General features: G+C 66.1%; 19 protein-coding genes. 14 read left to right on the top strand and 5 right to left on the bottom strand.

Annotated features, from left to right (window positions below; translation table 11 throughout):
- Positions 1–13: 13 nt before the first annotated feature.
- Positions 14–625, bottom strand: a complete 612-nt coding sequence (locus HL671_RS01085; protein WP_012041140.1) for an invasion associated locus B family protein — start codon at positions 623–625, stop codon at positions 14–16.
- Between the two features lie 471 nt (positions 626–1,096).
- Here HL671_RS01085 and coxB point away from each other — a divergent pair, with 471 nt between their 5' ends.
- From coxB to HL671_RS01135, 10 genes are all read left to right on the top strand, one after another.
- Positions 1,097–1,936: a cytochrome c oxidase subunit II gene (gene coxB / locus HL671_RS01090; RefSeq protein ID WP_012041141.1), complete on the top strand. Its 840-nt coding sequence runs from the start codon at positions 1,097–1,099 to the stop codon at positions 1,934–1,936.
- A 67-nt stretch (positions 1,937–2,003) separates the two neighbouring features.
- The gene (gene ctaD, locus HL671_RS01095; RefSeq protein ID WP_012041142.1) at positions 2,004–3,617 is read left to right on the top strand and encodes a cytochrome c oxidase subunit I; all 1,614 of its coding nucleotides are present in this window, start codon (positions 2,004–2,006) and stop codon (positions 3,615–3,617) included.
- A 126-nt stretch (positions 3,618–3,743) separates the two neighbouring features.
- Positions 3,744–4,682, top strand: coding sequence for a heme o synthase (locus tag HL671_RS01100; protein ID WP_012041143.1), 939 nt, complete (start codon positions 3,744–3,746; stop codon positions 4,680–4,682).
- Between the two features lie 20 nt (positions 4,683–4,702).
- Complete coding sequence (locus HL671_RS01105; RefSeq protein WP_012041144.1) at positions 4,703–4,879, top strand: hypothetical protein; 177 nt, start codon at positions 4,703–4,705, stop codon at positions 4,877–4,879.
- A 26-nt stretch (positions 4,880–4,905) separates the two neighbouring features.
- On the top strand, positions 4,906–5,556 hold the full coding sequence (locus HL671_RS01110; RefSeq protein ID WP_172235351.1) for a cytochrome c oxidase assembly protein: 651 nt from the start codon (positions 4,906–4,908) through the stop codon (positions 5,554–5,556).
- An 87-nt stretch (positions 5,557–5,643) separates the two neighbouring features.
- On the top strand, positions 5,644–6,501 hold the full coding sequence (locus tag HL671_RS01115) for a cytochrome c oxidase subunit 3 (RefSeq protein WP_012041146.1): 858 nt from the start codon (positions 5,644–5,646) through the stop codon (positions 6,499–6,501).
- Positions 6,502–6,609: 108 nt separating this feature from the next.
- Positions 6,610–6,999, top strand: coding sequence for a DUF983 domain-containing protein (locus tag HL671_RS01120; protein WP_012041147.1), 390 nt, complete (start codon positions 6,610–6,612; stop codon positions 6,997–6,999).
- A 328-nt stretch (positions 7,000–7,327) separates the two neighbouring features.
- Entirely contained in the window at positions 7,328–8,083 is a 756-nt protein-coding gene (locus HL671_RS01125) for an SURF1 family protein (RefSeq protein ID WP_172235352.1), read from the top strand.
- 71 nt (positions 8,084–8,154) lie between these two features.
- Positions 8,155–8,622 (top strand): MerR family transcriptional regulator, encoded by a 468-nt coding sequence (locus HL671_RS01130; protein WP_172235353.1) that lies wholly within the window; start codon positions 8,155–8,157, stop codon positions 8,620–8,622.
- A complete protein-coding gene (locus tag HL671_RS01135; RefSeq protein WP_049795294.1) occupies positions 8,519–8,980 on the top strand; it encodes a carboxymuconolactone decarboxylase family protein in 462 nt (153 codons plus the stop codon). The genes HL671_RS01130 and HL671_RS01135 overlap by 104 nt, the downstream gene beginning before the upstream one ends.
- Before the next feature lie 10 nt (positions 8,981–8,990).
- Here the strand turns inward: HL671_RS01135 and HL671_RS01140 are convergent, their stop codons facing one another.
- Entirely contained in the window at positions 8,991–9,830 is an 840-nt protein-coding gene (locus HL671_RS01140) for a PhzF family phenazine biosynthesis protein (RefSeq protein WP_172235354.1), read from the bottom strand.
- A gap of 1,562 nt (positions 9,831–11,392) precedes the next feature.
- On the opposite strand from HL671_RS01140, the gene thrC reads away from it, so the two are divergent.
- The 4 genes from thrC to HL671_RS01160 all read left to right on the top strand — a co-directional run bounded on the left by thrC (position 11,393) and on the right by HL671_RS01160 (position 15,598).
- Positions 11,393–12,808: a threonine synthase gene (gene thrC / locus HL671_RS01145; protein WP_172235355.1), complete on the top strand. Its 1,416-nt coding sequence runs from the start codon at positions 11,393–11,395 to the stop codon at positions 12,806–12,808.
- The gene (locus HL671_RS01150) at positions 12,808–14,097 is read left to right on the top strand and encodes a M16 family metallopeptidase (RefSeq protein ID WP_012041153.1); all 1,290 of its coding nucleotides are present in this window, start codon (positions 12,808–12,810) and stop codon (positions 14,095–14,097) included. The genes thrC and HL671_RS01150 overlap by 1 nt, the downstream gene beginning before the upstream one ends.
- Before the next feature lie 102 nt (positions 14,098–14,199).
- The gene (locus tag HL671_RS01155) at positions 14,200–14,787 is read left to right on the top strand and encodes a GNAT family N-acetyltransferase (protein ID WP_172235356.1); all 588 of its coding nucleotides are present in this window, start codon (positions 14,200–14,202) and stop codon (positions 14,785–14,787) included.
- Between the two features lie 193 nt (positions 14,788–14,980).
- Positions 14,981–15,598 (top strand): hypothetical protein, encoded by a 618-nt coding sequence (locus tag HL671_RS01160; protein ID WP_012041155.1) that lies wholly within the window; start codon positions 14,981–14,983, stop codon positions 15,596–15,598.
- Between the two features lie 142 nt (positions 15,599–15,740).
- Here HL671_RS01160 and HL671_RS01165 read toward each other — a convergent pair whose 3' ends face one another.
- The 3 genes from HL671_RS01165 to HL671_RS01175 are packed head-to-tail and all read right to left on the bottom strand — an operon-like array spanning position 15,741 to position 17,048.
- On the bottom strand, positions 15,741–16,232 hold the full coding sequence (locus HL671_RS01165) for a F0F1 ATP synthase subunit B family protein (RefSeq protein WP_172235357.1): 492 nt from the start codon (positions 16,230–16,232) through the stop codon (positions 15,741–15,743).
- Positions 16,232–16,792: a F0F1 ATP synthase subunit B family protein gene (locus tag HL671_RS01170; protein ID WP_172235358.1), complete on the bottom strand. Its 561-nt coding sequence runs from the start codon at positions 16,790–16,792 to the stop codon at positions 16,232–16,234. The genes HL671_RS01165 and HL671_RS01170 overlap by 1 nt, the downstream gene beginning before the upstream one ends.
- A 28-nt stretch (positions 16,793–16,820) precedes the next feature.
- Positions 16,821–17,048 (bottom strand): F0F1 ATP synthase subunit C, encoded by a 228-nt coding sequence (locus tag HL671_RS01175; RefSeq protein ID WP_006615622.1) that lies wholly within the window; start codon positions 17,046–17,048, stop codon positions 16,821–16,823.
- Positions 17,049–17,072: the final 24 nt, after the last annotated feature.

Genomic DNA, 17,072 nt, shown 5'->3' on the forward strand with positions numbered 1-17,072 from the left:
GGCCGGCTTGGTGTCAGGGCAGCTTGTCGAAGCCGTCGGCGAGGCCGTTGAGGCTCAGCGGGAAGCCGATGCCTTCCTCCGGCGTTTCGAAGATGATGAAGGTCGCGGTCTTCGCCGTCTTGAGCTGGCCGAGCAGCTTGTCGTCCAGCACCACCTCGGCGACGCAGCCATTCGGCAGGCAGCGCACGAAACCGGCGCGGCCGACATCCTGGTTGTCGAGCTTGAGGCCGAGGCCGGACGGCAGCAGCACGCCGAGCGGCGCCACCACGCGCATCAACCGGCTCTTCTGGTCGGCGGTTTTGAGCATGATCACGGTGAGGCCTGCATTGGAGCGATCCTCGGCGACGACGCTTTGAATCAGCGCGCATTGCTCGCTCTGCGCGCCCGGCGGCGTGTCGCAGCGGATCTGCCAATCGCCATGCACCGAGCGCACCGCGCCCTGTGCCTGCGCCGCGCCGGACGTGGTGAGGGTCAGGCTCATCGCCAAGCTCAGCGCCGCGCCAGCGGCAACCATGCCGGTGGTGAGTCGGGCCCAAACAGTGCTCAAACGGCGCGAGTCATTCGCAGCTGGGGTGGACATGTCAGCTGTCCTGTCCGTTGAAACCCTGATCCGGGTCGGTGCCATGCCAATTTCCTGTGGGTGATCTGCGCGTCTGACGCCAAGATACGGCAATGATGGCGTCTTGAGGACAGCGTCGGAAGCCTACGGCACGAACCGCGACGAAATATGGCCGCACCCGGTCGCGCCGCCGCGCCTCACCGAATCAGCCTCGCAGACGGCCGCTGCGCGTTGCCTACATCGCGCAGCTTGCCTGTCAAGCGCTCGTTGTCGGCGAAATCGCGCAACGTCGCAATTTCTCGGAAAATCCGCGCGTTGCTGCAGATCCTGCCCCCGGCGAAATCCGGCTCAAGACTGCATTGCGATAGATCAAGAATTATGGTTTGAGAAGAAAGATTTCGTCATTCCAGTGAACTGGCCCAGGTGCTTCTCTATGCATCCGCCCGAAGGCCATTTGTCAGGAGCGCGGATCACAACAGCGTACCGCTTCAACAGCGCGTGCGCTGAGGGGGAAAGTTCTGAAGGGAGCGCGACGACATGAAGGTGTCGAAAGGCCAATTGAGTGCCCGTTTGCTGGGCTTGGCCATGGCGGGCGTGACGCTCGTCGGGGGTGGGTCGGCGTTCGCGGAGACGGGGCAGCCGGCGCCGTGGGAGTACAAGCTGCAGGAAGCTGCCACGCCGGTGATGGAGAACATCACCTGGTTTCATGGCCTGCTGCTGACGATCATCACTCTGATCACGTTGTTCGTGCTGGCGCTGCTCGTCGCCGTGGTGGTGAAGTTCAACGCGCGCGCCAATCCGGTGCCGTCGCGCACCACCCACAACACCCTGCTGGAAGTGGCGTGGACGCTGATCCCGGTGCTGATCCTGGTCACCATCGCGGTGCCGTCGTTCCGGCTGCTGTTCCTCGAGCTCGACGTGCCGAAGGCGGACATCACCATCAAGGCCACCGGCAAGCAGTGGTATTGGAGCTACGCCTACCCGGACAATGGCAAGTTCGAGTTCGACTCGCTGATGGCGCAGGACAAGAAGCCCCGCCTGCTCGCGGTCGACAATGAGATGGTCGTGCCGGTCAACAAGGTGATCCGGGTTCAGACCACCGGCGCCGACGTGATCCACTCCTGGGCGATCCCGTCCTTTGGCGTCAAGATCGACGCCATTCCCGGCCGTCTCAACGAGACCTGGTTCAAGGCGACCAAGGTCGGCATGTATTACGGCCAGTGCTCCGAACTGTGCGGCAAGGATCACGCCTTCATGCCGATCGCGGTGCGGGTCGTGAGCGACCAGGAGTTCACCGCCTGGGTCGAGGACGCCAAGAAGAAATTCGCCAGCGCGCCGACCAGCACCTACGCGTCAGCCGCAGGCGTGTCGCAGTAGCGCGGGGACGAAACGCGAAATTGAGGGCCGCCTCTGGCGGTCCACCGGGGACACTGAGGATTGGACAATGGCGACGAACGTAGCGACCCATAGCAGCCATGACGATCACGCGCACGACCATCCGACCGGATGGCGGCGCTGGCTGTATTCGACCAACCACAAAGACATCGGCACGATGTACCTGATCTTCGCCGTGTTCGCCGGCCTGATCGGCGGCGCGATGTCGGTCGCGATCCGCATCGAGTTGATGTATCCGGGCGTGCAGCTCTTCCACGAGAGCCACACCTACAACGTGTTCGTGACCTCGCACGGTCTGATCATGATCTTCTTCATGGTCATGCCGGCGATGATCGGCGGCTTCGGCAACTGGATGGTGCCGCTGATGATCGGCGCGCCGGACATGGCGTTCCCGCGCATGAACAACATCTCGTTCTGGCTGCTGCCGGCCTCGTTCGCGCTGCTGCTGCTGTCGACCTTCGTCGAGGGCGAGCCGGGTGCCAACGGCGTCGGCGCCGGCTGGACGATGTATGTGCCATTGTCGACGTCAGGCCATCCGGGACCCGCGGTCGACTTCGCGATCCTGTCGCTGCATCTCGCCGGTGCCTCGTCGATCCTGGGCTCGATCAACTTCATCACCACCATCTTCAACATGCGCGCGCCGGGCATGACCCTGCACAAGATGCCGCTGTTCGTGTGGTCGGTGCTGGTGACGGTGTTCCTGCTGCTGCTGTCGCTGCCGGTGCTCGCCGGCGCCATCACCATGATGCTGACGGACCGCAATTTCGGCACCACCTTCTTCGCTCCCGAAGGCGGCGGCGACCCGGTGCTGTTCCAGCATCTGTTCTGGTTCTTCGGTCACCCCGAAGTGTACATCCTGATCCTGCCCGGCTTCGGCATGATCAGCCAGATCGTGTCGACCTTCTCGCGTAAGCCCGTGTTCGGCTATCTCGGCATGGCCTACGCCATGGTCGCGATCGGCGGCATCGGCTTCGTGGTCTGGGCGCACCACATGTACACGGTCGGCATGTCGTCGGCGACGCAGGCCTATTTCGTCGCTGCCACCATGGTGATCGCGGTGCCGACCGGCGTGAAGATCTTCTCCTGGATCGCCACGATGTGGGGCGGCTCGATCGAGTTCCGCGCGCCGATGCTGTGGGCCGTGGGCTTCATCTTCCTGTTCACGGTCGGTGGCGTCACCGGCGTCGTGCTGGCGAATGCCGGCGTCGACCGCGTGCTGCAGGATACGTATTACGTCGTCGCGCACTTCCACTACGTGCTGTCGCTCGGCGCGGTGTTCGCCATCTTCGCCGGCTGGTACTACTGGTTCCCGAAGATGTTCGGCTACATGTACAACGAGGGCATCGCCAAGCTGCACTTCTGGGTCACCTTCATCGGCGTGAACCTGGTGTTCTTCCCGCAGCACTTCCTCGGCCTGTCCGGCATGCCGCGTCGCTACGTCGACTATCCCGATGCCTTTGCCGGCTGGAACCTGGTGTCGTCGATCGGCTCCTACATCTCGGCGGTCGGCGTCCTGATCTTCATCTACGGTGTCGTCGACGCCTTCATGCGCAAGCAGCAGGCCGCCGCCAACCCGTGGGGACCGGGCGCGACCACACTGGAATGGACGCTGTCGTCGCCGCCTCCGTTCCACCAGTTCGAGGTGCTGCCGAAGGTGCAGTGATCCCGACCCTTGCGACGCGGCACCGTCTCGGGCGCCGCGTCGATCTATCGATCGGCGCGCATGGCCGCGCCGCTGCCGTGAAGCAAAACGCTTCAGACCTGCTTTGAATTGAAGTCTGGAATCGCTGTGTCGGTCATTGATCAGAACGCCATTGCCGTCGGTCCGCGGATCTCCGAAGCCGATGTCGGCGATTATCTCGCGCTGCTGAAGCCGCGGGTGATGTCGCTCGTGATCTTCACGGCGCTGATCGGCCTGCTGATCGCTCCCGGCCATTTCCACCCGGTGCTCGCGATCACCTCGCTGCTGTGCATCGCGGTCGGCGCCGGCGCCTCCGGCGCGCTCAACATGGCGCTGGAAGGCGACATCGATTCGCTGATGTCGCGGACCGCCAACCGCCCGATCCCGCGCGGCCGCGTCACCCGCCAGGAGGCGCTGGCCTTCGGCATCACCCTGTCGTTCTTCTCGGTGCTGACGCTCGGCATCCTGGTCAATTGGTATGCCGGCGCGCTGCTGGCGTTCACGATCTTCTTCTATGTCGTCATCTACACGCTGTGGCTGAAGCGCTGGACGGCGCAGAACATCGTCATCGGCGGCGCCGCCGGCGCCTTGCCGCCGGTGGTGGCCTGGGTCGCGGCGACCGGGTCGATCGCGCCGGAGCCGCTGCTGCTGTTCCTGATCATCTTCTTCTGGACCCCGCCGCATTTCTGGGCGCTGGCGCTGTTCCGCAGCGACGACTATGCCCGCGCCGGCGTGCCGATGCTCCCCGTCGTTGCCGGTCCTGATGCGACCCGGCTGCAGATCCTGCTCTACACGATCCTCCTGGTGGCGATTGCCGCCGCGCCCTGGCCGCTCGGCTATTTCGACGCCGTCTACGGCGTCGTCTCGCTGGCGCTTGGCGCCGGCATGCTGTGGTTTGCGATTGAGGTGTTCCGCAAGCGCGAACGCAGCCAATCGCTGCGCGCCAACCGCAAGCTGTTCGCCTTCTCGATCCTGTATCTGTTCGCGCTGTTCGCGACGCTCGGGCTCGAGGCGGTCGCGCGCATGATCGCGCCGTTGATCTGGTAAGGGGCGCGAGACTGGAAAGCATGGCGACCGCGATGGCCGATCCGAATGAGCCAGAGGGCATCGTCCTCACCGAGGCGCAGCTGCGCAGCCGCCGGCGGCGTTCGATCGCGATCGCCCTGGCGCTCGGCGTGCTCGTGGTGCTGTTCTTCGCGGTGACGATGGTGAAGGGCCCCGCTGTGCTGAAGCGGCCGATGTAGATGCTGGTGTGATGCAGGACGACGCAATGGCGCAGACCGATCAGACCTCCCCGACGCGCGTACCGGCCGAGCAGGCCGCGGCGCCGGCATTGCGGCGTGGCGTTGGCCGTGACGCTGTCGTCGGCGGCATCTGCGGCGCCGTCGTGGTGCTGATGGTCGGGGCGTCCTATGCGGCAGTGCCGTTCTACAATTGGTTCTGCCGCGCCACCGGTTTCAACGGCACCACCCAGGTCGCAACCTCGGCGCCGACATCGGCGCCGCTGGCGCGCCGCATCGCCGTCCGCTTCGACGCCAACGTCGCCGGCGGGCTGCCCTGGAAGTTCGAGCCGGAGAAGACCGAAATCGAGGTCGCGATCGGCGAGGTGGTCACGGTCTATTACACGGTTACCAACCAGTCGGCGCGCACCACGATGGCGCAGGCCGCCTACAATGTGACGCCGCTGACCTCGGGCGTCTATTTCCAGAAGATCAACTGCTTCTGCTTCACCGAGCAGACCATGGCACCGGGCGAGACCCGCGAGATGCCGGTCGTGTTCTATGTCGATCCGGCGATCACCGCCGACCACGAGAACGACTCGCTGAAGACGATCACGCTATCCTACACGTTCTATCCCGTCCGTGAGGCGCCCAAGCCGGTCGCCGCGGGCGAGCCGGACAAACCGCGGGGCAACCTTTGACCGCGCGGATGTCCACGATCCGGGGACCTGTGCTTGTAAACGAATATGTGCTGGGGCGACCGGCACCGATCTGGGGAGAGACTTGACATGGCTGAGGCGCACGCCAAGCACCACGACTACCACCTCGTCGATCCGAGCCCTTGGCCGTTCGTCGGCTCGGTCTCGGCCTTCATCATGGCCTTCGGCGCGATCGCCTGGATGCACAAGATGTTCTCCGGCGCGCCGATCGTGTTCGGCATCGGCACCATCGGCGTGCTGTACACGATGGCGAGCTGGTGGGGCGACGTCATCAAGGAAGCCCAGTACAAGGGCGACCACACCCGCGTCGTGCAGCTGCATCACCGCTACGGCATGATCCTGTTCATCGCCTCGGAGGTGATGTTCTTCGTGGCCTGGTTCTGGGCCTATTTCAACTCGGCGCTGTATCCGGGCTACGAGGTGCAGGCGACCCGCGATGCGCTGTTCGGTGGCGTCTGGCCGCCCAAGGGCATCGAGACCTTCGATCCCTGGCACCTGCCGCTGCTCAACACGCTGATCCTGCTGACCTCGGGCACGACCGTGACCTGGGCCCACCATGCGCTGCTCGAGGGCGACCGCAAGGGCCTGAAATACGGCCTGATCCTGACCGTGCTGCTCGGCGCGACCTTCACCTGCGTGCAGGCCTATGAGTACAGCCACGCGACGTTCTCGTTCGCCGGCCACATCTACGGCGCCACCTTCTTCATGGCGACCGGCTTCCATGGCTTCCACGTCCTGGTCGGCACCATCTTCCTGCTGGTCTGCCTGGTGCGCGTCTATGCCGGCCACTTCACCCCGAAGCAGCATCTCGGCTTCGAGTTCGCCGCCTGGTACTGGCACTTCGTCGACGTGGTCTGGCTGTTCCTGTTCGTCTGCATCTATGTCTGGGGCCACGGCGCTGAGACCATGGCGCACGGCGCGCATTGACGCATCCGCGCGCGCCGGCGGCGCGCAGGTTGCAGCGAAACATGTTACAAAGGGGCGGCCGTTCGGCCGCCCCTTTCGTTACGGCCGCCACGACGCAGGCAAGTCATCATGATCACGCATCCGCCCGTCACCCTGACCCAGACCATTTTGCGCGGCCTCGCCTGCCGCTGTCCGCGCTGCGGCCAGGGCAAGCTGTTCGACGGCTTCCTCACTCTGCGCAAGCGCTGCGAGGCCTGCGATCTCGATTATGCCTTCATCGACACCGGTGACGGCCCGGCGATCTTCATCATGATGCTCGCCGGTGCGATCGTGGTCGGCGCCGCGCTGATCGTCGAGGTGAAGTATCAGCCGCCGTTCTGGGTCCATGCCGCGCTGTGGGGCCCGCTGATCCTGATCACCACCCTGCTGCCGCTGCGCGCCATGAAGTCGCTGCTGATCGCGCTGCAGTTCCACCACAAGGCCGCCCCCGGCCGGCTGGTGGACAAGACGCCGCGATGAGGTGTCGGATATCCGCGGACGCTCGCCCCGGTTTTGAAGCGCTGCTCGGGTCCCGCCGTGGCGGTCTGTCCCGTGTGAGGCGGGCCACGCCGCTGACCACGCTTGAATGGGACAAAGGCCGTTGCCGCACGCACGCTGCGCTCCCTCCCCCCTCGTGGGGGAGGGCTGGGGAGGGGGGGAGCCCCAACGGCAGTCATTGCTGGGCCACCCCCAACCCTTCCCCGCAAGGGGGAGGCGGGCGCACCGTCTGCTTGGCAAAGTCAGTGGGCTCCCTCACCCGCGTCAACGCATTTGCCTTCAACCAGGCGCGCAGCGTCGGACTCGCCTCATGACCTCCACCCGCTCCCTCACCTCGTCCCGCGCCTTTGCCGCCTTCACCGTCGTCATGGTCGCGCTGTTCATCGGCCTCGGCGTCTGGCAGTTGCAACGCCGCTCGGCCAAGCATGCGCTGATCGCCGCGCTCACCGACCGCGTCACCGCGGCGCCCGCGCCGCTGCCGCCGCAAAGCGACTGGCGCAACTTGACGCCGGAGCGCGACGAATTCCGCCGCGTCAGTTTCACCGCCACCTACGCGAAGCTGCCGGACGCGATGGTCTACAGCGCCGGCTCGGCCGTGCGCGAGGATGTCTCCGGGCCAGGCACCTGGGCGTTTCTCCCCGCGCGGCTGCCGACCGGCGAAACGATCGTGATCGACGCCGGCTTTGTCGCCAACACCATGCAGGAGCGCAGCATTCAGGACCGCCAGGTCGGAAAGCTCGTCACCGGCGAGCCGGTCACGCTGACCGGCTATCTGCGCTTTCCCGAAGCCGCCGGCTGGCTGACCGCCGCCGAAAGCCGCGACAAGCGCCTCTGGTTCACCCGTGACCACCTCGCGATGGCCAAGACGCTGGGCTGGGGCGAGGTCGCGCCGTTCTACATCGATCTCGAAACGCCGGTGCCCGACAACGGCATCCCCAAGCCCGGCCCGCTGTCGCCGCATCTGCGCGACGAGCACATGCAATACGCTTTGACCTGGTTCTCGCTCGCCGCCGCGCTGATCGCGGCATTCGCCGTGTGGGCGAGGACGCGCCGGAACGGCGCTTGATTTTTGACGCTTGACTTAGAGCGCGCTCGAACCCGTAGCCTGCCGGGCGTCGTGAATGGAGACGGGCGCGCATGAAGATCGGCGAACTGGCCAAGCAGTCGGGGCTGACGCCCCATACGATCCGCTACTACGAGCGGATCGGGCTGCTGCCCAGGGCCGCTCGGGATCATGCCCGGCAGCGAGACTACGACGCCACGATCCTCTCCTGGATCGAATTCCTCGGCCGTCTCAAGGCCACGGGAATGCCGATCCGGGACATGCTGCGCTATGCCGAGCTGCGTGCGCGCGGCGTCGCCACTGAGCCGGAGCGGCGTCGGCTGCTGGAGCGGCATCGCGAGGCGGTCCGGGCGCATGTCACCGCGTTGCAGGACTGCCTTCTTGTTCTCGACGGCAAGATCGCCGGCTATGCCGGCAGCAGCGAGAGGACGAACGACGATGACGCAATCAGCGCCCGGCCAATCCACGACGACGAGCGGCACGCAATCCGGCGCCAACCACGATCAGGATCGCCTGGCGCGCGGCCGGCGCGCGCTCGATAGGATCGACGGCGAAGCCGGTCACAACGTGATCGCGGCGCTCGCCGACATCGCGCCGGATTTCGCGACCTACGTGATCGAGTTTCCGTTCGGCGACATCTATTCGCGTCCCGGCCTCGATCTGCGCAGCCGCGAGATCGCGACCATCGCGGCCCTGACGGCGCTCGGCAATGCCAGCCCGCAGCTCAAGGTGCACATCCAAGCGGGGCTCAACGTCGGCCTCAGCCGCGAGGAGATCACCGAGGTGATCATGCAGATGGCGGTCTATGCCGGCTTTCCCGCCGCGCTCAACGGCCTGTTTGCGGCCAAGGCGGTGTTCGCCGAGGCCGACGCAAAGGCCGACGAGGCCAGATCGGTCTAAGCCGCCGGGACTATGCCGCGGGCTGGATCGATCGCACGCTGCCGGACACCCTGACCGGCGCCCCACGCGCTCCATCGAGATCGACCTGCAGGCTGCACGGCACGCCCATGTCCTCGCCCTGCCGGATCACGATCGGTGCTGCGGCCGTCCAGGACAGCTCGCGCAGATAGCCGGCGAGCGCTGCGGCCGCAGCGCCGGTCGCCGGGTCCTCGTAGACCCCGCCGAACGGGAACGGGTTGCGGGCATGGAAGAGTTGCGGCGTCTCGGCGTGCATCAGGGCGAAAGTGCAGAAGCGTTCGCGCTGCGCCAGCGCCTCGCCTCTGGCAAAGTCGTAGCTGATGGCGCCGAGGCGGCTGCGGTCGCGCAGCGCGAGGATGGGATGATCCATTCCGGCATGGGCGATGACAGGCGGTATGCGCGGATCGAGGTCGCCCTGTGATAGCCCGAACAGCGCGAGGGTCTCGTCGAGCGCCGCCGACGGCAGGGCGCGCGTCTGCGTCGGCGGCGACTGGAACGATGCGCTCCAGTCCGTTGCCGTGAGATGGCCATCGACGGTGATGTCGGCATGATTGAGCGTGAGCGCAAACGTGCCGGAGGCTTGATGCCTGGCGAGCGCGGCGCCGAGCGCGATGGTCGCGTGGCCGCAGAAATCAACCTCGGCCTGCGGCGCGAAATAGCGCACCCGCCATGTGTCGCCGATGGGCGCCGCGAACGCCGTCTCCGAATAGCCGATGTCAGCCGCCATCGCCTGCATGGTGGCGGCCTCGGGCAACGTCTCGCAGATGACCACACCCGCCGGATTGCCGCCGCATGGGCCGTCGGTGAAGGCGGCGATGTGCTGGATGATCATTCGGTGTCTCACGCTGGATGTGGGCCTGCGAAGGTCTAAGCCTCCGGCGCATGCAAGTGAAGAACGTTGCGTTGGAGAGAGCATGTCGCAGGCGCTGGTAGCCGCGAGGCGCCGTTGCGCCAGAGCAATCGAGGTCCCTCAGTTGAGGTCGTCTGGATTGCTTCGTCGCTGCGCTCCTCGCAATGACGGTGCGGTGTGAGATGTCGCCCTGCACACCAGTGTCGTCCCTGCGAACGCAGGGACCCATACCCCCGATCGATTGTGGGGCGGCAGGCTGGAGCAACGGCGTGCTTGCCACGGAGGTCGGTGGTTATGGGTCCCGGGTCGGCGTTCGACAACGCTGGCGCGTTGTCGAACTTGCCCGGGACGACACCGAGGTTGGGGATGCTCCGTGGTTCGCATCGCAAGACAAGGCCTGCTGCCCTCATCGTCGGACCTGAGTCGCCCGACGGGCCGTCAGGACCTGCGCCGGCCTGCATCGCGAACTAACAAATCCGCCTGTGCCGAAATGCTCTTTTTGCCAGCCTGTCCAACGCGCTCGGCCTCTCCAGCCGGCCCGGGCAGAAATCTCTGGTTTCATTTTTTCCGAAAACGTGATTGTCTGTCGCCGTCACGCCTCGTTGCGAGGGGCGTACGCGTCGTCACGGACGTGAGGGGGGATGCGATGGCCGCGACCGGATGCGCCAGACGAGCGCGTGTCGGTACGGACATGAAATGGCAGCGTCCTGACACCCCGATGCTGGTGTTACGTTCGCGACGGCGCCGATGCGCCGCGCGGATCATGGTGGCCAGAGAGCCCGGCGCACCAGGGAGACTGCCTATAAGTGTGAAGACCATCGCGCAGGGAAGGCCGGGTCGCTCCGGCTGAACCTGTGGTTCCTGCCCCGTGCATTGTTGTTCGCACGGGGGGCCACGGGCCTCAGTCGAGGTCCGGCCTTCCCTGCGCCCTCCACATCCGGAGGGAGAATTGACGCAAAGCTCGGGCGCCGATCGCGCCGCGAGAAGGTAAAGCTGCGCGGACCGGGATAAGACCGTGCCGCGGGCGGGTGATCTGTGAAGTCGTCGGCTCTCTCCACGTCATTGCGAGGAGCACAGCGACGAAGCAATCCAGAGTCCCGCGCACCGCCCTGGATTGCTTCGCTTTGCCGCTGCGCTCGCAATGACGGAGGACCCAGCAGTGCTTTCGACGATCAATCTCGACGGGGGCCCGCATGGTTACCACATCTACCGCAGTCATCCCCGCGCAGGCGGGGCTCCAGGACGCCGCGGCGCGGTGCGGTCGACCATTGGCGGCACGGCGTACCGGATCGCCCGGTCGAACCGGGCGATGACAGTGAAGCGGGGAAGTGGCATCGGTCGACTCGCGACAGGTTGCCTGCCACCGGTCCTGTACTCGCCCGTAACCCCGCCGTAACCCGCTCGCGTGACCATTCCTGGCCCAACAACCGGTTTCGCAGCCTGCCCAAAACCATTATGGTGCCGGACCATGTTGCCGCCAGGCAGTTCCGATTTCGAGTTCAATCAACGGGTTATGGCCTGATGACGCAGGTCAGGAGAGCGGTTTGACGCGCTATGTTTCGACCCGCGGGGAGGCCCCCGCGCTCACCTTCTGCGATGTGATGCTGACCGGGCTCGCCCGGGACGGCGGCCTCTACGTGCCCGAGACCTGGCCGCAGCTGTCGGCCGAGACCATCGCCGGCTTTTTCGGCCGTCCCTATTGGGAGGTTGCGGTCGAGGTCATCAAACCGTTCGTGGCCGGCGAGATCTCCGACGCCGAGCTCGGCCGCATGGCCAACGAGGCCTACGCCACCTTCCGCCACCCGGCCGTGGTGCCGCTCGACCAGATCGCGCCGCATCAGTTCGTGCTGGAGCTGTTCCACGGCCCGACCCTGGCGTTCAAGGACGTCGCGATGCAGCTGATCTCGCGGCTGATGGACCATGTGCTGGCCAAGCGCGGCGAGCGCACCACGATTGTGGTGGCGACCTCGGGCGATACCGGCGGTGCCGCGGTCGATGCCTTCGCCGGTCGCGACAATGCCGATCTCATCGTGCTGTTCCCGCATGGCCGCATCTCCGAGGTGCAGCGGCGGATGATGACGACGTCGGGCGCGGCCAACGTGCATGCGCTCGCGATCGAAGGCCATTTCGACGACTGCCAGGCGATCGTGAAGGGCCTGTTCAATCATCACGGCTTCCGTGATTCGGTGGCACTGTCCGGCGTCAACTCGATCAACTGGGCGCGCGTCGTCGCCCAGGTCGTCTATTACTTCACCTCGGCGGTCGCCGTCGGCGCGCCGCACCGCGCGGTCGACTTCACCGTGCCGACCGGCAATTTCGGCGACATTTTCGCCGGCTATGTCGCCAAGCGCATGGGCCTGCCGGTGCGCACCTTGCGCGTTGCGACCAACGTCAACGACATCCTCGCGCGCACGCTTGCGACCGGCATCTACGAGGTCCGCGAGGTGCATGCGACGGCGTCGCCCTCGATGGACATCCAGGTGTCCTCGAATTTCGAGCGGCTGCTGTTCGAGGCCGGTGGCCGCGACGCCGGCACGGTGCGGCGGCTGATGGAGGGCCTGAAGCAATCCGTCCGCTTCGTGCTGCCCGACGCAATGCTGGCGGCTGTTCGCGCCGATTTCGAGGCTGGCCGCGCCGACGAGACCGAGACGGCGGCCGCGATTCGCGCCGCGTTCCGCGAGGCCGGCGATCTCGTCGATCCTCACACGGCGGTCGCGCTGGCCGTGGCCGACCGCGACGGGACCGACACCTCCGTGCCGAACATCGTGCTGGCGACCGCGCATCCGGCCAAATTCCCCGATGCGGTCGAGGCCGCCTGCGGAATGCGGCCGCATCTGCCGGTCTGGCTCGACGGGCTGATGACCAAGCGCGAGGAGATCAGGATCATGCGGAACGACCAGGCCGAGGTGGAGAAATTCATCCGTTCGGTCAGCCGGGCCGCCAAGCAGGGAATTGCATGATGGGCGTGGAAGTCACCAAGCTGCCGACCGGGCTCACCGTCGTCACCGATACGATGCCGCATCTGGAAACGGCGGCGCTCGGCGTCTGGGCCGGGGTGGGCGGCCGCGACGAGAAGCCGGATGAGCATGGCATCTCGCATCTGCTCGAGCACATGGCGTTCAAGGGGACGACCACGCGCAGCGCGCGCGAGATCGTCGAGGCGATCGAGGCGGTCGGCGGCGATCTCAATGCCGGCACCTCGACCGAGACCACGGCCTATTATGCGCGCGTGCTGAAGGCCGACGTGCCGCTCGCGCTCGACGTGCTCTCCGACATCCTCGCCAATCCGTCCTTCGTGCCGGAGGAGCTGGAGCGCGAGAAGAACGTCATCGTGCAGGAGATCGGCGCTGCCCAGGACACCCCTGATGATGTCGTGTTCGAACATCTCAATGAGCTGTGCTTTCCGGATCAGCCGATGGGGCGCTCCTTGCTCGGCACCGCCAAGACGCTGCAGGGGTTCGATCGCGACAAGCTGCATGGCTATCTCGCCACGCATTATCGCGGACCGGACATGGTCGTGGCCGCCGCCGGCGCCGTCGACCATCAGCAGGTGGTCGAGGATGTGACCAGGCGTTTTGCCAGCTTCAATGGCGCTCCGGCGCCGAAACCGCTGCCCGCCGCGTTCGGCAAAGGCGGCTCGCGGGTCGTGCATCGCGACCTCGAGCAGGCGCATCTGACCTTGGCGCTCGAGGGCGTGCCGCAGGCCGATCCGTCGCTGTTCTCGCTGCAGGTGTTCACCAACATCCTCGGCGGCGGCATGTCGTCCCGGCTGTTCCAGGAGGTGCGTGAAAACCGGGGGCTCTGCTACTCCGTGTATACGTTCCACGCGCCCTACAGCGACACCGGCTTTTTCGGCCTCTACACCGGCACCGATCCGGCCGACGCGCCTGAGATGATGGAGGTCGTGGTCGACATCATCGGCAACGCGGTGGAAACGCTGAGCGAGGCCGAAGTGGCCCGCGCCAAGGCGCAGATGAAGGCGGGCTTGTTGATGGCGCTGGAGAGCTGCAGCGCCCGCGCCGAGCAGCTGGCGCGCCATATCCTGGCCTATGGACGGCCGCAGACCTTGCAGGAGATGGTCGACAAGATCGAGGCCGTCAGTGTCGAGAGCACGCGCGATGCGGCTCGTGCGCTGCTCGCACGCAGCAAGCCTGCGGTGGTTGCGCTCGGCAGCGGCAGGGGTCTGGACACGGCGGTGACTTTCGCCGAAGCTCTCACCGGGTCGAAGCCGAAGGCCCAGCTGCATTGAGCACCAGTCCGGACAGGCCGATCCTCGTGCGGCTCGCCGCGACGTGGTGTGCCGGACCGGCGCTGAGAGTCGGGGGCTGAAGAGCAGGGGGGAGCATCACCGATGGCCCTGTTTCGCTTGCCATCCAACGGGCCGGCCGCGCTGGCGCCGCGCGGCAATGGCTTGATGCTGCGCGCGCCGCAGATGGCCGATTACGCGCAATGGGCGCAGCTTCGTGAGCTCAGCCGCGATTACCTGACGCCGTGGGAGCCGATCTGGCCGTCCGATGATCTGACGCGGTCCGGTTTCCGCCGCCGGCTGCGGCGCTATGCGGAGGACATCTCGGCCGATCGCTCTTACCCGTTCATCGTATTCCGCGAGCAGGATGGCGCCATGCTCGGCGGCATCACGCTCGCCAATGTTCGGCGCGGCATCGTCCAGGCCGGCACCATCGGCTATTGGATGGGCCAGCCGCATGCGCATCGCGGCTACATGACGGCGGGGTTGCGGCTCTTGCTGCCGACGCTGTTCGGCGAGCTCAACCTGCACCGGGTCGAGGCCGCCTGCATCCCCACCAATACGCCGTCGATTCGGGTGCTGGAGAAGTGCGGCTTCACGCGCGAGGGACTGGCGCGCCGCTATCTCTGCATCAACGGGGTCTGGCAGGACCATTATCTCTACGGCCTGCTGCACGAGGATTTCCGCGGCTAGCGAATGTGATCGACAGGGGCGCAGGAGTGGCGGAGGGGGACTGGTTCCGCGCCTTGAAATGGGTATAGACGCCGGTGTGCAGCCGCCGTCCCGTCAGGCTCTCGAGCTTGGCGGTGTGGCGTTGGCGGGCGAGGCGGGCGAGAGCCGAGGACATCAGACGATGCGACAGACGAGCGTGGTGAGAGTTGGGACATTGGCAGCCGTGCTGCTGGCGATGGGAGCGGCCGGGACCGCCCCGCCGGTGGCAGCCCAATCCCTGACCGACCGCTTCAAGAGCCTGTTTGGTGGCGGCTCCGATGACAAGGAGCAGCAGAATCTGCCCGCGAGCGGCGGACCGCCGGTTGATCCGACCGAGGGCCTGAGCTGCCCGCCGGTGAGCATCCGCGCCGGTGCCTCGACCTATGCGGTCGCAGCGCCCGGCAAGCAGGCGGTCGGCAACGACGTGCGTTTCCAGGCGTCCATCACCAAGACGGCGCGCGAGTGCAATCTCAACGGCGCCGAGATCGTCGGCAAGATCGGGATCCAGGGCAGGGTCGTGGCCGGTCCCGCCGGTGCCCCCGCGACGGTCGACATCCCGATGCGCATCGCCGTGGTCCAGGGGGGCATCGGCGAGAAGGTGATCGCCACCAAATCCTATCGAACCACCGTCCAGATGACCGGCGACGGCAGCGTTCCGTTCACGATCGTGGCCGAGGACATGGTCTATCCGGTGCCGCCACCGGGTGCCAATGCCGACAATTACGTGTTCTATATCGGGTTCGACCCGCAGGCCCTGACCCCCGAGCGGCCGCATGGCAAGAAGCGGAAGTAAGGCTCGCGTCGGCGCTTGCCGGCGGCGACCGCGATCTTGATTTCCTGCGGTCGATCGCGTGATTTGGATTTCAAAAGCGAAGGGCCGGTGCGCTTGGATCGCACCGGCCCTTCGAGAGCTTGGCTTGATGACGGGCTGCGGCTCAGTTCAGCTTGCGGCCGACTTCGGCGATGCCCTTGGCCACCAGGTCTTCGCCGAGGCTGCCCTTGACCGACTGCGACAGCACGGTCGCGGCGGCCTGGACGGCGGCATCGGCTGCAGCGGACCTCACGTCGGCGAGCGCCTGGGCCTCGGCGAGGGCGATCTTGCTCTCGGCGGCCTTGGTGCGACGGGCGACGAAGTCTTCCATCTTGGCCTTGGCGTCCGCCGCAATGCGCTCAGCTTCCGCCTTGGCGCTGGTGACGATCTCATCGGCCTCACGTTCGGCACTGGCGCGGCGGGCCTTGTAATCGGCGAGCACCTTGGCCGCCTCTTGCTTCAGCCGCTTGGCCTCCTCCAGCTCGTTCCTGATGCGCTCGGCACGATGGTCGAGCGCCTTCAGGACCGTGCGGTGGACACCAAGATAGGCGAACAGGCCCATCAGGATCACGAAGGCAATCGCAACCCAGGTCTCCGGATCAGCGAGCAAATGCATCAGGCTGTTCCCTTCAATGATGCATCGACCGCAGCCTCGACCGTCTTGCCCGCAGGGGCCTTACCGGTGAGCTGCTGCACGATCGCGCTGGCGGCGTCAGCGGCGATGCCGCGGACATTGCTCATTGCGGTCGCACGCGTGGTGGCGATCGACTTCTCAGCCGCCGCGAGCTTGGCCGCGAGGCTGTCTTCCAGCGCCTTGCGCTCGGCGTCCGAAGAGGCCGCGAGCTTCTCGCGGGTCTCGGCGCCGATCGCCTGGGCGCGGGCGCGGGCTGCCGCCAGCTCGCTTTCATACGCCTTCATCGCGGCTTCGGATTCATCCTTCAGCCGCTGCGCTTCGGCCAGATCGCCGTCGATCGCCTTCTGGCGGGCGTCGATGACACCGCCCACCTTCGGCAGCGCCAGACGCGAGACGATCACGTACAGCGCAACAAAGGTGATCACCAGCGAGACGATCTGGGAGGGAAAGGTTTCCTTCTGGAAGGGAGGGAAACCGTGCCCGCCTTCGGCCTCGGTATGGGCGCTTGCCGTGCCCTTGGCCTCGCCATGACTTTCAGCCACGGGCTTCTCCTCTCCGGCTCAGGCCGTCTTAGACGGCGTACAGCAGGAGCAGTGCGATCAGCAGCGAGAAGATGCCGAGCGCTTCGGTCACCGCGAAGCCGAAAATCAGGTTGCCGAACTGGCCCTGGGCGGCGGACGGATTGCGCAGAGCGGCCGACAGGTAGTTGCCGAAGATGATGCCGATGCCGGCACCTGCGCCACCCATGCCGATGCAAGCAATGCCTGCGCCAATGTACTTCGCTGCAACCGGATCCATGAAACGAACTCCTTTGAGGGGTTT

It is taken from the genome of Bradyrhizobium denitrificans, from assembly GCF_013179005.1.
Lineage (GTDB): Bacteria > Pseudomonadota > Alphaproteobacteria > Rhizobiales > Xanthobacteraceae > Bradyrhizobium > Bradyrhizobium denitrificans.